Annotated in this window: 7 protein-coding genes and 2 pseudogenes; all 9 read left to right on the top strand. The window is 38.2% G+C overall.

Going from position 1 to position 22,252, the window contains the following annotated elements; translation table 11 throughout:
* Positions 1-77: 77 nt before the first annotated feature.
* The 9 genes and pseudogenes from NXV01_RS12380 to hepC (NXV01_RS12340) all read left to right on the top strand — a co-directional run bounded on the left by NXV01_RS12380 (position 78) and on the right by hepC (NXV01_RS12340) (position 22,205).
* Positions 78-4,139, top strand: a complete 4,062-nt coding sequence (locus NXV01_RS12380) for a two-component regulator propeller domain-containing protein (protein ID WP_259022579.1) — start codon at positions 78-80, stop codon at positions 4,137-4,139.
* Positions 4,140-4,729: 590 nt separating this feature from the next.
* Positions 4,730-6,865 (top strand): heparin-sulfate lyase HepC, encoded by a 2,136-nt coding sequence (gene hepC, locus NXV01_RS12375; protein ID WP_217722949.1) that lies wholly within the window; start codon positions 4,730-4,732, stop codon positions 6,863-6,865.
* A gap of 16 nt (positions 6,866-6,881) precedes the next feature.
* Positions 6,882-9,142, top strand: a pseudogene (locus NXV01_RS12370) (glycosyl hydrolase family 95 catalytic domain-containing protein).
* A 250-nt stretch (positions 9,143-9,392) separates the two neighbouring features.
* Positions 9,393-11,612 carry a heparin-sulfate lyase HepC gene (gene hepC, locus NXV01_RS12365; protein WP_259022578.1) on the top strand — a complete coding sequence of 740 codons (2,220 nt, stop codon included), beginning with the start codon at positions 9,393-9,395 and terminating at the stop codon, positions 11,610-11,612.
* An 18-nt stretch (positions 11,613-11,630) separates the two neighbouring features.
* Positions 11,631-13,829, top strand: coding sequence for a surface glycan-binding family protein (locus NXV01_RS12360; protein WP_259022577.1), 2,199 nt, complete (start codon positions 11,631-11,633; stop codon positions 13,827-13,829).
* Between the two features lie 26 nt (positions 13,830-13,855).
* Positions 13,856-17,012 (top strand): annotated as a pseudogene (locus tag NXV01_RS12355) (SusC/RagA family TonB-linked outer membrane protein).
* A gap of 14 nt (positions 17,013-17,026) precedes the next feature.
* Positions 17,027-18,700: a RagB/SusD family nutrient uptake outer membrane protein gene (locus NXV01_RS12350; RefSeq protein WP_259022576.1), complete on the top strand. Its 1,674-nt coding sequence runs from the start codon at positions 17,027-17,029 to the stop codon at positions 18,698-18,700.
* A 189-nt stretch (positions 18,701-18,889) separates the two neighbouring features.
* Positions 18,890-20,176 (top strand): DUF4995 domain-containing protein, encoded by a 1,287-nt coding sequence (locus tag NXV01_RS12345; RefSeq protein ID WP_217722953.1) that lies wholly within the window; start codon positions 18,890-18,892, stop codon positions 20,174-20,176.
* 28 nt (positions 20,177-20,204) lie between these two features.
* Positions 20,205-22,205 carry a heparin-sulfate lyase HepC gene (hepC, locus tag NXV01_RS12340; protein WP_148364554.1) on the top strand — a complete coding sequence of 667 codons (2,001 nt, stop codon included), beginning with the start codon at positions 20,205-20,207 and terminating at the stop codon, positions 22,203-22,205.
* The last annotated feature ends 47 nt before the right edge of the window (positions 22,206-22,252 follow it).

Here is a 22,252-nt window from a genome sequence, read left to right as displayed (position 1 = left end):
TAGTTTTCCGGTCAATTCATGGGGTATATCAAAGATTTCACTATCTTTGATGCCATTATTAATCTTATGAACTAATAATGAGCAGCCTTAACAAAATAACAATCTGTCTACTTTTTCTATGTGCAGGGGTTAATTATGCTTTTTCTGATATTCCGGAGCAAATCAACTTCTCCTATATCTCTATTAATGAAGGATTGTCACAAAGTACCGTATTCTCTATCGATCAGGACCAACGAGGCAATATGTGGTTCGCAACTTATGACGGAGTAAACAAGTACGATGGGTATTCATTTACAGTTTATCAGCATAATGAAGATGATCCGAACAGTATCGCTAATGATATTTCCCGAATCGTAAAGACCGACAGTCAGGGACGGGTTTGGATCGGTACACGGGATGGTTTGTCATATTATGACGAAGAGAAAGACAAGTTCAGGAATTTCTTCTATGAGAAAAAAGGCAAGAAACAGCAAATCAATGGTATTGCAGAAATCTCGCCTGAGCAGTTGCTTATAAGTACACAGGAAGGTCTGACTATGTTCGATATTAAAGAATCACGATTCGTTGATGATTCTTTTAGCACAGCCATGCATAAGATAGTGGCTTCTGCTCTTTACCGGAATGGTGATATTATCTATATCGGTACCCCTGTTGACGGGCTTTACAGCTATTCCATTCCCCGAAAGAAACTGGAGAAAATTAGTCCGATAACAGGAACTAAACAGATTCAGGCCATTTTACAGCAATCCCCTACCCGCATCTGGATAGCTACCGAAGGAGCCGGTCTACTTCTACTCAATCCGAAAACGCAAAAAGTAAAAGCTTATCATCATTCTTCTTCCAATCCTAAAAGTATCAGTTCCAATTATATCCGTTCCCTGGCACTAGATTCGCAAAATCGCCTATGGATAGGAACATTCAATGATTTAAACATTTATCATGAAGCAAACGATTCTTTCGTTTCTTATAGCAGCAGTCCGGTAGAAAGCGGGAGTCTGTCACAGCGTTCGGTCCGCAGTATCTTTATGGATTCGCAGGGCGGAATGTGGCTTGGAACATATTTCGGAGGACTAAATTATTATCATCCGATCCGCAACAGATTCAAGAATATTCAGCGTATTCCATATAAGAATTCTTTAAGTGACAATGTAGTCAGTTGCATTACCGAAGATAAGAATAAGAACTTATGGATAGGAACGAATGATGGTGGATTGAATCTATATAACCCAAAGACACAACAATTTACACACTATATTCTACAGGAAGACGAACGGGAAATCGGTATTGGTTCCAACAATATCAAAGCCGTATATGTAGATGAACAAAAATCACTTGTATATATAGGAACACATGCGGGTGGTCTGACTGTTCTCCACCGTAACAGTGGACAAATGGAAAGTTTTAATCAGCTGAATAGCCAGTTGGTCAATGAAAATGTATATGCCATTCTTCCTGACAAGGAGGGTAGTATTTTATTAGGAACTTTAAGTGCGCTGGTTAGTTTTAATCCGGAGAAACGGAGCTTTACCACCATAGATAAAGAAAAAGACGGTACGCCATTTACTTCACAACGAATCACAATCCTGTTCAGAGATTCCCGTAAACGTCTTTGGATCGGTGGCGAAGAAGGTATATCAGTCTTTCAGCAGGAAGGGATCGAAATAGAAAAAGCTCCTATTCTTCCGGAATCATCTGTAACAAAGATGTTTACCAATTGCATTTATGAAGCTGCCAATGGCATCATTTGGGTAGGTACGCGTGAAGGTTTCTACAGTTTTAATGAAAAAGAGAAGAAAATCAAACGATATACAACAGCTAACGGTTTACCCAATAATGTGGTCTACGGTATTCTGGAAGATACCTTCGGGCGTCTCTGGGTAAGCACCAACCGCGGTATCTCCTGTTTCAATCCGGAGACAGAGAAGTTCCGTAATTTTACGGAATCCGACGGGTTGCAGAGTAATCAGTTTAATACTTCTTCATTCTGCCGCACCTCTAATGGGCAAATGTACTTCGGGGGTATCAACGGTATCACAACTTTCCGCCCGGAACTCCTACTGGACAACCCTTACACTCCTCCGGTAGTTATCACTAAACTTCAACTGTTTAACAAGACAGTCCGTCCGGATGATGAAACCGGTATCCTGACTAAGAATATCAATGAAACAGAAAGTATCACGCTAAAATCATGGCAAACAGCTTTCACTATTGAATTTGTGGTATCCAACTATATTTCAGGTCAACACAATACTTTCGCTTATAAATTGGAAGGATATGATAAAGAGTGGTATTATCTGACAGACAAACGTACTGTCTCCTACTCCAACTTGCCGCAAGGTACTTATCATTTTCTGGTGAAAGCAGCTAATAGTGACGGAAAATGGAATACCGTACCTACAATGTTGGAAATCATAGTTCTCCCTATATGGTACAAGACTTGGTGGGCAATCATGCTTTTCCTTGCTGTTTTTATCGGCTTTATCACTTTCGTCTTCCGCTTCTTCTGGATGCGGAAGAGCATGGAGGCAAAACTGGAGCTCGAGCGCAAAGACAAGGAGCATCAAGAAGAAATCAACCAGATGAAGATGCGCTTCTTCATCAATATTTCCCATGAACTTCGTACGCCGTTGACTCTTATCTTGGCTCCTTTACAAGAAATAATCAATAAGATCAGTGACCGTTGGACTCGTAATCAACTGGAATATATCCAACGTAATGCTAATCGTCTGCTACATCTTGTGAACCAACTGATGGATTATCGCCGAGCCGAATTGGGAGTTTTCGAGTTGAAAGTTAAGAAAGAGAATGCGCATCAACTAATACAAGATAATTTCTTGTTCTATGATAAACTGGCACGCCACAAAAAGATTACTTATACTCTCCATTCTGAATTGGAAGATAAAGAGGAACTTTTTGATCCTAATTATCTGGAACTGATTGTTAATAACCTGCTTTCAAATGCTTTCAAATATACGGAAAGCGGTCAAAGCATCACTGTGACATTGAAAGAGGAGAATAATTGGCTGGTACTGCAGGTTAGTGACACCGGCATCGGCATTCCTATCAACAAACAGGGAAAAATATTCGAACGTTTTTATCAGATAGAGAGTGAGCACGTAGGAAGTGGTATCGGTCTTTCATTGGTACAACGTCTGGTAGAATTACACCATGGCCGTATCGAATTGGACAGTGAAGAGGGCAAAGGCAGCACTTTCTCTGTTTATCTGCCACAAGACATAAATACCTATAAGTCCTCCGAACTGGCTTCTAATGACAGTCTGAATGAGGAAGGTCAGGTATATTCCACCAATTCGAAAGAAATGTATTTCATTGATACGGAAAAGATCGAAAGCGAAACGATCGAAGCCGGTGACAAGAAGCGTGGCACTATTCTTATTGTAGAGGACAATAATGAAATCCGCCATTATCTTAGTAGCGGACTTGCCGAACTTTTCAATACGCTGGAAGCCGGGAATGGTGAAGAAGCTTTGGAAAAACTGAAAGACAATGAAGTTGACATCATTGTAACTGATGTCATGATGCCTGTGATGGATGGTATTAAATTATGTAAGAATGTGAAGCAAAATATCCGTACCTGTCATATTCCCGTGATTATCCTGTCTGCTAAAAGCGAAGTCAAAGACCAGATGGAAGGTCTGCAAATGGGTGCGGATGATTATATCCCGAAACCATTCTCGCTGGCTATCCTGACTACGAAGATACAGAATATGATGCGTACCCGCAGACGTATGCTTGAACGGTATTCTAAATCTCTGGAAGTGGAACCGGAAAAGATTACGTTTAACGCCATGGATGAAGCCTTACTGAAACGTGCCGTAGCCATTGTAGAAAAAAATATGGATAATATTGAATTCTCTACTGACGAGTTTGCCAGAGAAATGAACATGAGCCGTTCTAATCTACATCTCAAATTGAAAGCTATTACAGGCGAATCGACTATTGACTTTATACGAAAGATCCGTTTCAATGAAGCGGCCAAATTATTAAAAGATGGTCGCTACACGATAGCAGAAGTCAGCACAATGGTAGGTTTCAATACACCTTCTTACTTTGCTACGAGTTTCAAGAAGTATTTCGGATGTTTGCCTACGGAGTATATCAAGAAAGCAAAAGGATAATTCCAGAGAAATCATAAATCCATAACCTGCCACATTATTGTATTTATTCTAAGTATTATAGGGGGAAATATAAAAATGTGGCAGAACTAAAAATCAGCTATTTAACCCTAAAAATAGAGTAAAATAAAGATTAGTTTACAAAAAAGAACAGGATGATTTTGCTTTTTTCCGAAAGAAAACTGCATTTTGCATATAATACTTTATTTATCAATCCATTATCCAAGAATTCCGTCTATTGCTTTCATTAGTGAACTGCAGTTGTGCAACCATCAAGTTACACTTGTCCATCTAAGTAGATACACAACTGCAACCAGCGAGTTGTCTAACTGTAACTGACTAAACTAATTAAAAGAAGTTACTAAAAAGATAGCATGATTTATAAAATTCAATTAGATGAAATCGTTAATACTTCTGCATCATTTAGAGAAAGAATACTGTCCTTTATATATATCAAGCAGAATCATTGCACAAATTTGATATACTATTCGATAAAACTATTAGCAACAAAGCTACTTTACCCCATATATTTGCATAGAGTTAATAACCAGCTCTCATATAAATTAAAATCTATCCAAACTAAAATTTATACTATGAATTTCAAAAACGGTTTCCGGATTAATATATTGCTAGTCTTTGTCTTTACAATCGTAGGATGTACTGATAATGATATCCCTCAAAAAGAGAACAATGACATTCCGTCAAAAGAGGAACCGACACCTCCGAAAGAGAATACTGAAGAATATTTATTTGAAATACTCAATCTTGATTATCCCGGATTGGAGGAGGTAAAATCTCTGTATGAAACCGGTGACAGTGATGCTGCCCTGAAAAAGCTGCTCACCTATTACAAAAATAGAACAGAGATAATAAATCCAAACCTATCTACTACCCTTAATGAAACGGAACAAGGATATGCCGACTATGCAATAAACGAATATCGCTTTTATGTCAATGACAATTATCTGGAAGACAAAACCAGAAAGATCCCTTATTCATTGCAAAACAACGATAAAACAATTAACTGGGAATTTGCTCCCAAAGGAGCCGACAATGAATATCAAAAACAATTACATCGTCATAACTGGATGCCCCTTCAAGGGAAAGCTTACCAAAACTCTCACGATGAAAAATACATATATTCATGGAAAGAAGTATATACCGACTGGATTGCCAAGAACCCCAAACCTGATGGAAAACCGGACAAGTTCAAATGGTATCAACTTCAGGTATCCACACGTATCATGGGACAAACAGAATCATTCGAGCATTTCAAGTCCTCTCCCAACTTCACAACCGAATGGCTTTCTTTTTTCCTCATACACTTTGCAGAACACGCCGACTATTTGTCCATGTACAAATACACCGGAGAAAACAATATTCTACTAAGCCAAGCAGTAGCATTAGTCTTTGCAGGAACCTTATTCCCCGAACTAAAAAATGCCCCACAGTGGCAAAAAACAGGATGTAACATCATTAATGAGCAAACCACAAAATTGTTTTTAAGAGATGGGATGACGAATGATCTCTCACTCCACTATCACATAGGTATAGTGGACGGGCTATATGATTTAAAGAGATTAATCCAATTAAATAAGCTACCGGACAACCTGCTTTCTCCAGAACTCGACAACGTCTTGCTGAAAGCCACTAAAGTCGTCATGCACTTTACATATCCTAGCTACTTCATTAAAGGAAGTAAGGATTGCAGTCCTGCATTCAACGATTCGTGGATAAAAACACGCAGTGTACTGAACAAGAACTTCGTAAAATATGCCAAAATGTTCCCGGATGATTCAGAACTTGACTACATGAAAACATACGGAAAAGGAACTCCACCCGATACCAAAATCAAAACGTTCGAATACTCTGGATTCTATGTATTACGCAATGGCTGGACTCCCCAATCAACAATGTTGGTACACAGCAACAATGTATCTTCCAAATTAGAAGATTCAAGTCACAACCAACTCGACAATGGGACGTTCGAACTATATCACAATGGTCGCAACTTCTTTCCGGATTCCGGCGTTTGTTCATATATGAAAGAAAATGATACGGAAGTAATGGAATTACGCAGGTGGTTCCGTCAGACCAAAGCGCACAATACTATGGTTTTGGGACAATTGGAAGAGCATGAAGCCACCGGAACCGAAGACATCAACAAGGCACAAGGCAAACTATTATTATCAGAAGAAAACGATAACCAACAACTAATAATAACAGAAAATCAAGGATATAGTAACTTCAAACACCGCCGTGCCATCTTCTATGTGAAAAAGCCTGTCGAATTCTTCGCTTTTGTAGATGAAGGCTTTGGAGCAGCTACCGGATATTCCAAATTATATTTCCATCTTTGTGACGAGACATCAGTCAACAATGTCAATTTGGATATTCAAGAGATGGGTGCGCATACAACTTTTGAAGATAATAACAACTTGCTTATTCGCAGTTTTGGGAATCAAGACATTGTATTAAAACCTTTTGAGGGACGAATCTCATATCAGACAGATAGAAAATTCTCTGTCAGAAAAGCTTATTCATTAGTTATGGAGAAAAAGAAAAACACATCCGTACGTTATATTACCATATTATATCCGGTAACAACAGCTTCCAATCACAAGATTAACGCTAAATTCACAGATAATCCTTCAGATTCAGATAATGTTTCTATTGAAGTGACAATTGATAATGAAACATATAATCTAAATTACGAACTTAAGAATTAATATAAGAGATAGCACTATGAATATTCGACGTAAATACCTTAACTGTATCTTTCTATTTTTAATCTGTTCTTTCACTGTAGACGCCCATTCTACAACTCTTAAACAGGATATTAATTGGCCTGAATTCATGAGCCAGCAAGATATGGTATGGGAAAAGCTGCCAGAATACTGGTATGAATCAGCTTATCTAGGCAACGGCAAATTAGGATTAATGATCTACAAAGCACCCGGTGAAAACTACTTGCGTCTGGAAACCGGTAACTGTGATGTGCATGACCATCGTACAAAAGAGATGTATTCGGGATCCCCCGACTACTTACCGGTTACTTTGCCCTGCATCCTAGAGGAGAAATAATCAGCGGTAAGATGCGCCTTGACCTTTGGAATGCCGAAGCATCAACAGATATTATCACCACCAAAGGGGTTATCCACCTACAAACCTTTGCCCATGCTGACAATATGATAATAGCAGTAAAAGCAACTACAGAAGGAGAAGAACATGACTTCAAATGGGAATGGGTAGCGGCTGAAGCCAATAGTCCCCGCTATCTACTTTTTAAAAGGCGGGGACAAATCAATAAAATTCCCAAAGACTATGAACTCAATCCTGGACCAACAATCACTCGAAAAGAATATATCAACTTATCTGTTCAGAAGCTATTGGCAGGTGGTGAAACAACAGTAGGCTGGAAAGAGACTCAATCAACTAAAAAGGAACGTACCTTATGGATAAACCTTACACATACATATCCTCAAAATAACTCGAGTGAAATATGTAAAACTGAAATCCGGAAAGCTATAAGCGAAGGCTATCCATCCTTGCAAAAGACACATCGTAAATGGTGGAATTCCTTTTATCCAAATAGCTTCATCACATTACCGGAAGCACAAAAAGAGAACTTTTATTGGATTCAAATGTACAAACTAGCTTCTGCTACCCGTGGCGACCGTGCTCTAATAGACAATACAGGTCCATGGCTGACGGAAACTCCCTGGCCAAATGCTTGGTGGAACCTCAATGTACAGCTCACATACTGGGCACTAAATGCTTCCGACCATTTAGATCTCGCAGCCTCTTTAGAAAATGCACTTTACAATCACATAGACCAGTTACGTCTCAACATTCATCCTAATTATCGTCATAATTCATTAGGCATAGGAGTCGCTTCCAATTTGGAATGTATGACTACAGAAGTAGGTATTCCCGGAAAAGGTAAAGCGCAAGTAGGCCTGCTCCCATGGGCCTGTCACAACCTATGGCTTATCTACCGTCATAAAATGGATGATGACATTCTACGGAATAAACTATTTCCTTTATTAAAAGAGTCAATCAACTACTACCTGCATTTTCTTAAAAAAGGAGAAGATGGGAAATTTCACCTTCCGGCAACTTATTCTCCTGAGTACGATAGTACGGAAGATTGTAATTTTGATCTTGCATTATTACGTTGGGGATGCCAAACTCTATTGGAATCAGCCCATCGTCTGAACATTCAAGATCCATTGGCTAATACATGGAAAGACGTCCTTTATAATCTAACTCCTTATCCTATGGATAAGAATGGATTACTTATTGGGAAAGATATGCCATATGCATTCTCTCATAGACATTATTCGCATCTACTCGCCATCTATCCGCTGTACCTTATCAATAAAGAACAGCCGGGCGGTATCGAAACGATTGAAAAATCACTCACTTTCTGGCAAAGCAAGCCCAAAGCTCTCTTAGGTTATTCATGTACAGGTGCATCTTCCATATCCTCTGCCATCGGAAAGGGAAATGACGCACTAACTTATTTAAACAAATTATTTGGCAAGTTTCTCAGTCCAACCACCATGTATAGGGAGAGCGGTCCTGTTATTGAAACGCCTCTTTCCGGTGCTCAAAGTATTCACGACATGCTACTACAAAGTTGGGGTGGAAAAATCCGCATTTTTCCAGCTATTCCTGATGCATGGAAAGACATCGCCTATTCCGGTCTGCGTACGGAAGGAGCGTTCAAAGTTTCTGCTAGCAGAAAACAGGGAAAAACACAATTCATCCATATCAAAAGTCTGGCTGGAGAACCTTGCATTATAACGACTGATATAGTTAACCCTATCTTTAAAGGAGAAAGAGACTTCACTGTACAATCACTCGAAAGCAATACTTATCGGATTGATTTAAAAAAAGGAGAAGAGGTCTACATTTCCCCTCAAGGAGAAAAGCCAGATTTTATTATTTCTCCGATTCCTCATACTTCCAAAAATCATTATGGATTAAAAATCATCCAATAGAACACCTAAAAATGTACAAAACCAACCTTGTAAACACTGGTAGATTAGATTACATTATGATACAAAAATAGCCTTCTATCAGTTCCACAACAGTTTTTTTAGACAGAAATAACATATGATTCAACAAATTTAATATCAAAAAAATCATTTTTGAACAAAGTGTGAACAAGGTAGACTATAGTCTATAATTTAATAAGCTAATTTTGCAAACAGTAAAATATAACTTTTAATAATTAAAACCTAATAAAGTATGAAGAACATCTTCTTTATTTGTATGTTCGCAACCGTTGCTTTTACCGGATGCGTAGATGATGATGATGACTTATTAACAGGTGAAGTTAGTTCAGGAGTAGAAATACTTCCTGAAAACAAACCTAATGAAGTTGTAGACTCAAAGTTATTTGAGATCATTAACCTCGATTACCCTGGATTAGAAAAAGTGAAAAAATTCTATGAAAATGGAGAATACTATTATGCAGCTAACGAATTACTAGAGTATTATAGAACAAGAGTAGACGTAAACAACCCTAACGTCAACTTAATTAACCCAACAATTTCAGAGAAAGATCAACGCATTGCTGATCAAGCACTTGAACATCGTTTCTATGTAAAAGGATTCGTCGAAAGTGTAGATGAGGCAACTAAACTAGAAACATATTATTCTTTCTATGATGCATCTGCAAAAAAAATAGATTGGAATGCCAACGAAGATAAACAGAAAAAAGAACAGGAATTCAGATACCAACTTCATCGTCATCAATGGATGCTTCCCCAAGCAAAAGCATACCGTATTAGTAAAGATGAAAAATATATTCAATCATGGATTGAAGCATACGGCAGTTGGATAGAAACATTCCCATATACTCCCGGAACCATATTCCCACCAGCTGGCGGTTCTGAAAATGATGTAGACTATCAATGGAAAGGCCTACAAGTAGCAGAAAGAGTTCTTTCCCAAGTAGACATCATGCCCTATTTTATTCATTCCACAAATTTCACTCCGGAATGGCTTTCTACTTTCTTGGTTGCATTTGAAAAAGAGGTAGAGTGTATTCGATTGAATTATTATCAAAGTGGTAATATCTTGATATCACAATATCAAGCCGTAGCTACTGCTGGCATGTTAATGCCGGAATTTAAGAACGCATCAACATGGGCTACAGAAGGAACACAAGGATTAAATGAATCATTAGACACACAATTTAATGATGATGGAGTAGAATATGAGTTAGATTTTAGCTATCACACTGCTGCCATTAGCGACTTCCGTGAAATATATCTTATAGCCCAAGCCAATAACAAAACTAATTTATTGTCTCCCAGCTACATTAGCAAACTAAAGAAAGCAACAGAATTTGTTATGGATATGATTTACCCTAATTATACTATAGACAATTTCAATGATACTCGTTCAGCTTCATATTCTAAAAGCACTTTATTGAATAGACTAAAGGAATATTCAGCTATGTATCCTGACAATAATGAGCTATTATGGGTAGCAACAGAAGGAAAGAGCGGAAGTAAACCTTCATACACAACCAAAGCTTATAGCACCTCTGGATATTATATGTTACGTAGTGGTTGGGATAAAGACGCAACCATGATGATTCTAAAAAACAACTACAATCCTACCAATCAATGGCACTGCCAACCTGACAATGGGACCTTCGGTTTATACCGCAAAGATCGTAACTTCTTCCCTGATGCAGGTGTATTTACCTACAATACTGGAGCTGCTCGTACTAAATACGCTTCAACTGTTAATCATAATACAATGACTATTATGAGTAAAACTATTGGAGTTGCTAAGCCAACCGGCCAAGGTGGCGTAATGGAAGGAAAAATGGTCAAATTAGAAACTAAAAATAATGTAGACATTTTAGTTACAGAAAACCAACAATCAGATGATATAACCCACCGTAGAACCGTATTCTTTGTTAATCAGAAATTCTTTGTGATTGTAGACGAAGGTTATGGCACATCCACACTTGGTACTAAGACAAATATAAATTTCCATCTGCTTAGTGATAAAGATACTCCCTCCGTATTTGACAAAAATTTGCAAACATCTGTAAACAATAATAAGTATTATCAGGCATATACTAGTTTTACTAGTAATAACATTTTTGCTGGCACATTTACAGAAACGAGTCAAGATCTAACAGCCAAAACATTATCTACAACAGATGTGACCAATGTAGTATCTACAAACACAGATAAAGAAGATGGTCCTATACGTCTAGGCTACCAAATCACTCTTCGTCAGCCTAAAATTACACCTATTGAAATCAGTGCAACCCGCTATATAACAATTCTCTACCCATTTGAAAACGATGCAGAACGGGAGGAGCTGAAAGTAGATGCCAAATTCACTGATAACGAAGATGGAACAGCTGGAACCTTCCATTCGGAAGGTGTATCTATTCAAGTGACGGTTAAAGGTACAGTATACGATCTTTCTTCAAAATAAATCTAATAATCACATAATATGAAATCTAAATTACTAAAAGGCATTTCGCATTTTTTAGGTATCTTGATGGCAGTTGTATTAGTTATGACCTATACATCTTGTTCAGATGAGGATACCACTGACACTACTGGTTTCTCACTCTATTATTTAGGCATGACCGATATAGGTCCATCTATGAGCGGAATCATTTCAGAGCCTTCCTACAAAGGGAGTGTTCCGTCCGATTTTACAATCACAAGCATCACATTAAACGGTGAACCTTATACGGGTAATGACTTTATTATCAATAAAGAAACCGGTGCTATTGAAATCAATAGTGCAAAAGACACCCCGGTAGGTTTATATAAAATTTCCATTTCATGTATGGCTGATGGTTCGTATCATGAGTATAAGAATATTGTAGAAATAAACATGATGAAACCTGTACCAGATGGCATCACTGTAGAACCTAATGAAATTCAAATAGAATACAGCATTGTTTCAGATACAGAAAGCACGGAAGAATTACCTACAGCACAAGTTAAGACTGATGGTAATCATGTATCTATTACTAAATATGAAATAGCAAAAAGTGACATTTCTTCATTCTTCAATATCTCCCAAACAGGAGAAATTACCATTGTAAGAGGAAGCGATATTACACCTGGAATACATACTCTTTCATTAAAACTCACTACCGGCGCATCGTCTGAAGATGAAGGAATCTTTGAGAATGCATTGACTATCAATGTCACATCTAAACCTTTAGGATTAACTTATGAACCTAACGAAGGATTGATAGAAGCTGAAACAGCGGAAGAACCCGAAACTACTTTCAAAAGCGAAGCTCCAATGCTAAAAGGCTCTTTGGAAAATATAGCCTATTCTATTGAAAGCATAGAACCATCAACAGATAAAATTAAAATTGATCCGACAACAGGTGTACTCTCTGTTGACAAACATCACGGTTTTGAAATAGGTCAGGAATATGTAATATCTATAAAAGTAGCAAATAAATATGCTACAGATGGAGTATTATTCAACAATGTATACACTCTTAAAGTAGTAAACAGAATTGTACCTGTAGCAAACTTTAACTATCCTGTGAATGTAGAAATATATGAATCATCACCACTAAAAGTAACTCCTGATGAAGGACTTGAAGGAGATGGAATTACATTCACATTAAAGGATGATCTAAATAAACAGTTGTCTATTGACAAAAATGGGGTAGTATCTGCAAAAAAAGGCCATACCATACCAAACGGAGACTATACCATTACAGTGACTGCATCTAATACTAAAAATTCAAAAGAAGCGTCATTCAACTTAAAGGTTAAGAATAATCCGAATAAATTTAGCTTCATACGCTACGGAAATAACATCGGTGTAGATGCAGTGAGCAATGCCAATCAATTTAGAATTACAGTAGATAAAGCTGCCAATGCTGCTACAACTCTAAGCAAATTCACAATAGATGCTCCTACAACAGATATCACAGGAAAAAATATACGATGGAGTATCAGAAATGGAAAGAACTGTGACAAGCTAGAAATAGATGAAAATGGTAAGATTTCATTTACAAATGCTATATGGCCAGGATTAGATGCAACAACCCCATCAGCTACAAACGGGTCAGGATTCTTCTTTGTGACAGCCACTGTCGGTGAAGATAAAGATTCAGAATTCTCATTGGAAGTACCCGTCTTTATACATTATGACTTGGTTGTAGCTGGTGTTCATGTACAATACAATCCATTTGTATTCCAAGTTAACCCAAAAACAATTGGTAACAGTACTTATTCAGAAAAACCAATTATTAAAGGTATAGATGTGGAAGCTTTATCATTATTCACTTTAGACTATAGACGTTCATTCAACTATACGGCAATTAGCGGTACATTTACCAATGGCGATCCTAAAAATTCTAACTTCCTGAATACACTTTGGACTAAATTCGGAGAAGATTCTGGTCGTGGGGTTAATACAGGTTCCAGAAATGCAATTTCCTATTATGCCAATATAGAGAAAAATAAAAACACATTAAGTTATGCTATAGGATATGTTGATCCTACTAACGGGCTTGCTCTCAAATTGAATCCAAATAAATGGGTTCTAGACGGAGAGTATCCTAATGGTATATTCACAGGCCAGATGACTTTCGATAAAACTGGAGCAGATCCTCAAAAAGGTAGTCAGGTATTCCCGCTAATCATCTGGTTCGATCCTAACTTCTAAATACTAATACGTTAAAAATAGAAATTATGTATAACATAAACAATCTAATTAAATCAATAAGCATAAGAGGGTATTTTACCCTCTTAGCACTGATAGTTACAATCAGCGTATATGCTCAAGAATTAACCTTAAAAGGTGTCATTGTAGACGAAACAGACACACCTCTTATCGGAGCAACTATACAGGCAAAAGGCACCTCAACAGGAGCTATCACAGACTTTGATGGTAGATTTACTCTGAAAGTTAAAAAAGGAGTAACAATTTCTATCTCTTACATTGGTTATAAAACACAAGAATTAAAATTCAATGGTCAAGGGTCTATTAATATAAAAATGGTTCCGGATAACCAAGCATTAGATGAAGTAGTAGTAGTTGGATATGGCGCAATGAAGCGTAGCGATTTAACAGGCTCTGTTGCTTCCGTTGCTGCCAAAGACATTGAAGGATTCCAAACAAGTTCTGTAGCAGGTGCATTAGGCGGACAAATAGCCGGAGTACAAATCACATCTACAGATGGTACTCCTGGTGCAGGGTTCAATATCAACATTCGTGGTGTAGGAAGTCTGACAGGTGATTCAAGTCCTCTCTACATTGTAGATGGTTTTCAAGTAGACGACATTGATTATCTATCAAACTCCGATATTGAGTCTATTGAAGTACTTAAAGACGCTTCATCTTCTGCCATCTATGGTGCACGTGCAGCAAACGGTGTTGTGATGATTACAACAAAATCCGGAAAAAGCGGGAAACCGCAAATCAGCTATAATGGTTCTGCAAGCTATCGCAAAATCTCTAAAATGCTGGATGTATTATCCCCCCTACGAATTTGTGAAACTACAAGGTGAAGTTAATAATGACCTTTTAAACAGTTATATCTCTGATAAGGAATTTGATGATGCAGGAAAGCCAATCAGATACCATTCGTTAGAAGATTATATCGGTGTAAAAGGAGTAGACTGGCAGGAAGAAACTTTCAATCCGACCTGGTCCCAAGATCATAATATATCTCTTAGAGGAGGCAGTAATGATACACAATATAATGCAGCTTTTTCTCGTTATGTAGAAAACGGTATCTTTAATAACAGCGGTTTTGACAAAACAACAGCTAAATTCCGCATAGACCAGAAAATTAATAAGAATATATCGTTCAATGCTACTATTAACTATGCTTTAACCAATCGTAAAGGTGTAGGGACAACAGCTGATTCCGGACGCTTCAATATGTTAGCTCAGATTCTTAGTGCACGTCCCACTGGTGGGAATAAACTAACCGATGAAGAATTATTGCATTCAGCAATTGACCCGGAAATGTTAGAAACAGGCGAAAGTTTAGCACAGGTTAATCCCGTCATGCAAACTCAATCCGTAACTAACAATAAGCGTGGTGAGATGTGGTCTGGAAATGCATCTATAAGCTGGCAAATTATAAAAGGACTTACTTTTAAAAGTGCCGGAACATATAATACTACAAATAGTCGCACTGACATTTTTTACAAAAATGGTTCTAAGGAAGCATATCGTAATGGTGAACAACCTTATGGACGTACAACAATGCAACGCGATGTACGTTGGACCAACTTTAATACTTTAACCTGGAAACAGAAGGTAAAAAAACACAATTATGATGTCATGCTAGGACACGAAGTATCCTACAAAAGTACAGAGTATTTGCTGGGTGAAGCAATGGGATTTCCTTTCGATCAGATGGAAAATGATAATATGGGACTAGGTGCAACTCCAAGCAAGGTTGAAAGTACTTACTATGATAAAACGTTATTATCATTTTATGCACGTACCAACTATAATTATGATAACCGTTATTTATTTACGGCAACCGTACGTGCCGATGGTTCTACCGTATTCTCGTCAAATAAGAAATGGGGATTCTTTCCTTCTTTCTCTGCAGCATGGCGTGTATCAGAAGAAGCATTCATGAAAGATGTCAAATGGATTTCAAACTTCAAAATTCGTTTAGGCTGGGGTACAGTAGGAAACGATAATATTCCTAACTATCTATCTTTAGACTTATATGAAGCAAACAAATATGGTATAGGCAATAGTAGCGTTACAGTTTTAAATCCTAAACAACTCAGAAACAAGAATTTGAAATGGGAAGGGTCAAATACAACCAACTTAGGTATTGATTTAGGCTTCTTTGACAACCGTCTAAATGTAACAGCTGAATTTTTTATCAAAAATACAAAAGACTTGTTATTGTCACAATCACTGGCACATATTACAGGATTTGACTCACAAATGCAAAACGTAGGAAAAATCCAAAATAAAGGTATCGAATTAAGTTTAAACAGTACCAATATTCAAACCCGAAATTTTACCTGGCAAACCAACTTTAATATATCATTCATCAGAAATACATTAAAATCATTGGCGTCAGGAGTAAATTATATGCAAGCACGTTCCGGTTTTGATAGCAATTTCACTTCATATGACTATATGGCTATCGTTGGGCAATCACTTGGTTTGATTTACGGATATGAATTTGATGGTATTTATCAATATTCAGATTTTTATTCAGTTCCAGGTTCTAGCACTTTAATATTAAAGGAAGGCGTAACAAGCAATCCAAGTCTTGGAAACAGATTGTCTCCGGGAGCAGTTAAATATAAAGATCAAGATGGTGATGGAGTAATAACAACTAAAGACCGTACTGTTATCGGTAATGCTTTGCCTAAATGGTATGGTGGTATCACTAACACATTCAACTATAAAGGTATCGATTTTAGCTTTATGCTACAATTCAATTACGGCAATGACATTTATAATGCAACCCGTTTGTATGCAACTCAAACCAATACACAACGTAGAAACCAATTAGCAGAAGTAGCAGACCGTTGGAGTCCGACAAACGCTTCAAACAAGGTACCCCGCTATAATGGATACGTAGTAAATGATGTGTATTCACGATTTGTAGAAGATGGTTCTTTCTTGCGTTTGAAGAATATTACGCTAGGATATACACTTCCTCATAAATGGACCCGTAGTTTCCATGTATCTAAGCTTCGTGTATATGCTACCGGACAAAATCTCTTCTGCCTTAACAACTACAGTGGATATGATCCGGAAGTAAGTACAGCCAGCAAAAGTCCTATGACTCCCGGACTGGATTGGGGTGCTTATCCTAAGAGTAGAGTATTTACATTTGGTATTGATTTACAGTTCTAATATGAGAAAATAATATGAAGAAATTAATATATTACATAGCTATGTCCATTCTGTGCATTTTACCTTATTCATGTTCATTAGATGAAGAGGCAAGAAGCGAAATGGAAAAGAAGAATTACATGACGAATGCTAAAGAAGCACAAGATGTTCTATTAGGAGTATATCGTACGACTGTTGAAGATGCTGCATACGGGTATCATCTATCTTTTTTGTTCAACATGGGAACAGATATATCTCAAGGAGAAGGTTCAGATATAACGAATTATCGTATCATTGTTAATAATGCTTTTCCTACTACCCAAGTAGAAATTCAACAAACATGGCAAGTTCTTTATAAAGGTATCTACAGAGCAAACGATTTTTTGGAACGTATCAGTGGAAAAATAGAAAGTTATACTACTACTGATAAAAAAGTAGCAACTCTTTATATAGCCGAAGCCAGAGCATTAAGAGCCATGTTCTATTTCGAGTTAGTGCGTCGTTATGGAAATATTCCTTTGATTACCAGTACAGAGATGTCTTATCAAGCTCCTACTACTTTTACACAGGCTACTCCTGATAAAGTATATGAATTTATCGAAGACGATCTTCTTTATGCTAGTGAAGTTCTACCATATGCAATTGACGATCAGCTTCGTGAGAACACATCATATCGTTTTAGTAAAGGGGCAGCACTTGGGCTCTTGGCAAAAGTGTACGCTACATGGGCAGGGTATCCTGTACAAAATACAGCTAAATGGGAAGATGCTGCTAAAACAGCACGTATCCTCATTGAATCCGGAAAACACTCGTTACTGCGCAATTATGAAAAGTTATGGGAAAACACTTGTAGTAGCGTATGGGATCCGACAGAAAGCTTAATCGAGATTTCATTCTATTCTCCTACCGTATCTGGTTCTGGAGACCCCGTAGGACGTATCGGCAAATGGAACGGAGTAAAAACAACTGCTATCGCCGGTGTACGAGGTAGCTGTGCAGGAAATATGAAAGTAGTCCATACATTCGTACTCGACTGGAGAGATGGCAAAAATGCGAATGACAAACGCCGTGATCTATCAGTAGCGAACTATAAGTATGATGACGATTACGTATTATGGGCTAAAGGTAAAAGTGATACGGAAGAATCTGCAAAATTAAAAGACCAAGATCCCACTCAAGCTCAAAAAGAAAAACAAAACTATACACCAGCCAAATGGGATCTTATAAAATACCAAAAGACAGGTGGAGTTATCAATAACGATAAATCTAATGCAAACTGGTATTTCTTACGTTATGCAGATGTATTACTCATCTATGCCGAAGCGATGAATGAATGGAAACATGGTCCTACCACAGAAGCTTATGCTGCAATTAACGAAGTTCGTCGTCGTGGATATGGATATCCTAGCAATACAGGAAGCTGCGATCTTTCAAACTTAAATGAAGAAACTTTCCGTGAAGCAGTCAGAAAAGAACGTGCGTATGAATTAGCATTTGAAGGTCATCGTCGCATGGATTTAGTTCGCTGGGGCATCTATTATGAAACTATACAAAAAACGAATGCTGCTTTAGCAAACTGGTGGGATTCTGCAGATAATTACAGATATTTGTTATATAAATATACAGAGAAAAACAAACATGAATTACTGCCTATTCCACAACGTGAGAAGGACTTGTGTATTCAGTTCAAACAAAACCCTGGTTGGTAACAAAATCTCTATAACTTCTCTCCAATATGCCCCAACCAAGGCATATTGGAGATATTTAAAACCTTTTTCAACAAAATCGAAACTTGAAAAGCTCTATTTAAATGCCTTTTCGACAATCCTGTAACACAAAATTAGGTCTTTCGCTTACTTTTGCATCAGTTACAAAACTTCTAAAAACAATCACTTAAAATGAATAACATGAAAAAGAAACTTGTTCTCTTTGCTTCGGTTAGTATTGCACTCGCGTCGTGCCAGACAACCCCAAAGGAAGACTACAGTTGGATAAAAAAAGGACTGGATGTAGCTTCTGCCCAATTACAACTTTCCGCAGAAGAGGTTAGTGGTACAGGGATGTTGCCACGTTCCATCCGTACCGGCTATGACATGAATTTCCTTTGCCGCCAGTTGGAAAGAGATTCATTAACATTTAAGGATTCACTACGCGCACAACCCACTGCTGACCAGCTAGGCAAACGTCGCCTCTGCAACGTTTATGACTGGACGAGCGGTTTCTTCCCCGGTTCATTATGGTATGCATACGAACTGACAGGAAACAATACACTGAAAACTCAAGCAATCGAATATACAAATCTTCTGAATCCGGTGCGTTATTATAAAGGTACACATGATTTGGGATTTATGGTCAACTGTAGTTACGGCAATGCAGAACGTCTTTCACCTAACGATACAATCGCTGCAGTGATGAAAGAAACTGCCGATAACCTCTGTGGTCGTTTCAACGATTCCATCGGCGCTATTCGCTCATGGGATTTCGGAACATGGAACTTCCCGGTTATTATCGACAATATGATGAACCTTGATCTTCTGTTCAATGTAGCAAAAGCAACAGGTGACAATAGATATAAAGACATCGCTATCAAGCATGCCATGACTACAATGCATAATCACTTCCGCCCGGATTATACTTGCTGGCATGTAGTAAGCTATAACAACGACGGAACAGTGGAAAACAAACAAACTTTCCAAGGCAAGAACGATGACTCTTCATGGGCACGGGGACAGGCATGGGCTATATACGGATATACCGCTTGCTACCGCGAAACGAATGACAGCATATTCCTGAACTTTGCAAAGGACATAGCTGATATGATTATGAACCGCGTAAAAACGGATGATGCTATTCCTTACTGGGATTATGATGCTCCTGTAACCAAAGAAACTCCACGTGATGTATCGGCCGCTTCTGTTACTGCTTCTGCAATGATCGAACTAAGTACGATGGTTCCCGACGGACAGAAATATCTGGATTATGCAGAAAAGATTCTGAAAAGTTTGTCAAGTGATGCATATCTCGCAAAAGTGGGTGACAATCAAGGATTCATTTTGATGCATTCCGTAGGTTCACTGCCGAATGGTTCTGAAATAGACACTCCACTGAACTATGCTGACTACTATTATCTGGAAGCATTGAAGAGATTCATGGATCTGAAAGGTATCAACTATAAAGATATCTAATACATTAAATTATAACACCTATTATATCATGAATAAAACTTTAAAGTACATCGTTCTGCTTGCAATCGCATGTTTCGTAAGCAAGGGTTACGCCCAAGAACTGAAAAGCGAAGTCTTTTCTCTCCTTAACCTGGACTATCCGGGACTGGAGAAAGTAAAAACTTTGCATCAGGAGGGTAAAGATGAGGATGCTGCCAAAGCATTACTGGACTATTACCGTGCACGTACCAACGTAAAAACTCCGGATATCAATCTGAACAAAGTGACTATCAGCAAAGAAGAACAGCAATGGGCGGATGACGGATTGAAACATACATTCTTCGTACATAAAGGTTATCAACCTTCTTACAATTATGGAGAAGATATCAACTGGCAATACTGGCCGGTGAAAGATAATGAGCTCCGCTGGCAGTTGCACCGTCACAAATGGTTCACTCCGATGGGTAAGGCTTACCGTATATCCGGTGATGAAAAATATGCTAAAGAATGGGCACACCAGTATATCGATTGGATTAAAAAAAATCCGTTAGTGAAGATGGACAAGAAAGAATATGAGCTGGTAAGTGATGGAAAAATCAAAGGCGAAGTAGAAAACGTACGTTTTGCATGGCGTCCCCTGGAAGTGAGTAATCGTCTGCAAGACCAGACTTCACAGTTCCAGTTATTCCTTCCCTCACCTTCTTTCACTCCGGACTTCCTGACAGAATTCCTGGTGAACTATTACAAACATGCTGTACATATCCTTGCTAATTACTCGGATCAAGGCAACCATTTACTGTTTGAAGCTCAACGCATGATTTATGCTGGTGCCTTTTTCCCTGAATTCAAAGATGCTCCGGCTTGGAGAAAAAGTGGTATCGACATTCTGAACCGTGAAATTCACGTACAGGTATACGAAGATGGTGGACAGTTCGAACTTGACCCACATTATCATCTGGCAGCTATTAACATTTTCTGTAAAGCCTTAGGTATCGCAGATGCTAACGGATTCCGTAAGGAATTCCCCCAAGATTATTTGGATACCATTGAAAACATGATTATGTTCTATGCAAACATTTCTTTCCCTGATTACACTAATCCATGTTTCAGCGACGCCAAGTTGACAACAAAGAAAGAAATGGTGAAAAACTACAAGTCATGGAGTAAACTGTTCCCGAAGAACCAGACAATCAAATACTTTGCTACAGAAGGAAAAGAAGGTGCATTGCCGGATTATATGTCTAAAGGTTTCCTGAAATCAGGCTTTTTTGTATTCCGTAATTCATGGGGAATGGATGCTACCCAAATGGTAGTAAAGGCAGGTCCGAAAGCTTTCTGGCACTGTCAGCCGGACAACGGAACATTTGAACTTTGGTTCAACGGTAAGAATTTGTTCCCGGATTCAGGTTCGTATGTATACGCCGGTGAAGGCGAAGTAATGGAACAACGCAACTGGCACCGTCAGACTTGTGTTCACAACACAGTAACCCTGGATAATAAGAATCTCGATACAACAGAATCTGTTACTAAGTTGTGGCAACCGGAAGGTGCTATCCAGACTTTAGTAACTGAAAATCCGAGTTATAAGAATTTGAAACACCGCCGTTCTGTTTTCTTCGTTAATAACACTTACTTTGTCATTGTAGATGAAATGGTAGGTAGCGGTAAAGGTTCTATCAATCTTCACTATCAGATGCCGAAAGGAGAAATTGCCAACAGCCGCGAAGACATGACATTCCTGACACAGTTTGAGGATGGAAGCAACATGAAACTGCAATGCTTCGGCCCTGCCGGCATGAGTATGAAGAAAGAACCGGGATGGTGTTCAACAGCTTATCGCAAACGCTACAAACGTATGAATGTATCATTCAACGTAAGAAAAGACGGTGAAGAAGCTGTACGTTACATCACTGTTATCTACCCGGTTAAGAAAAGCGCAGATGCCCCTAAATTTGACGCTAAATTCAAGAACAAAGCGTTCGATGAAAACGGTCTGGAAGTAGAAGTGAAAGTAAACGGAAAGAAACAGTCATTAAAATACAAACTATAAAAAACCTCAGAGTCTCTCCCTACTCCTTTTCTTGGGAGAGGCTTCTT

The sequence above is a fragment of the Bacteroides sp. BFG-606 genome (genome assembly GCF_024788145.1).
GTDB classification, from domain to species: Bacteria; Bacteroidota; Bacteroidia; order Bacteroidales; family Bacteroidaceae; genus Bacteroides; species Bacteroides vicugnae.
The sequence above is the reverse complement of the archived record's forward strand: the minus strand, read 5'-3'. Positions and strand labels throughout refer to the sequence as shown.

Coding starts and splice junctions, on each gene's coding strand:
- NXV01_RS12360 (WP_259022577.1), top strand. CDS start 11,631: ATGAAATCTAAATTACTAAAAGGCATTTCGCATTTTTTAGGTATCTTG.
- hepC (WP_259022578.1), top strand. CDS start 9,393: ATGAAGAACATCTTCTTTATTTGTATGTTCGCAACCGTTGCTTTTACC.
- NXV01_RS12345 (WP_217722953.1), top strand. CDS start 18,890: ATGAATAACATGAAAAAGAAACTTGTTCTCTTTGCTTCGGTTAGTATT.
- hepC (WP_148364554.1), top strand. CDS start 20,205: ATGAATAAAACTTTAAAGTACATCGTTCTGCTTGCAATCGCATGTTTC.
- NXV01_RS12380 (WP_259022579.1), top strand. CDS start 78: ATGAGCAGCCTTAACAAAATAACAATCTGTCTACTTTTTCTATGTGCA.
- hepC (WP_217722949.1), top strand. CDS start 4,730: ATGAATTTCAAAAACGGTTTCCGGATTAATATATTGCTAGTCTTTGTC.
- NXV01_RS12350 (WP_259022576.1), top strand. CDS start 17,027: ATGAAGAAATTAATATATTACATAGCTATGTCCATTCTGTGCATTTTA.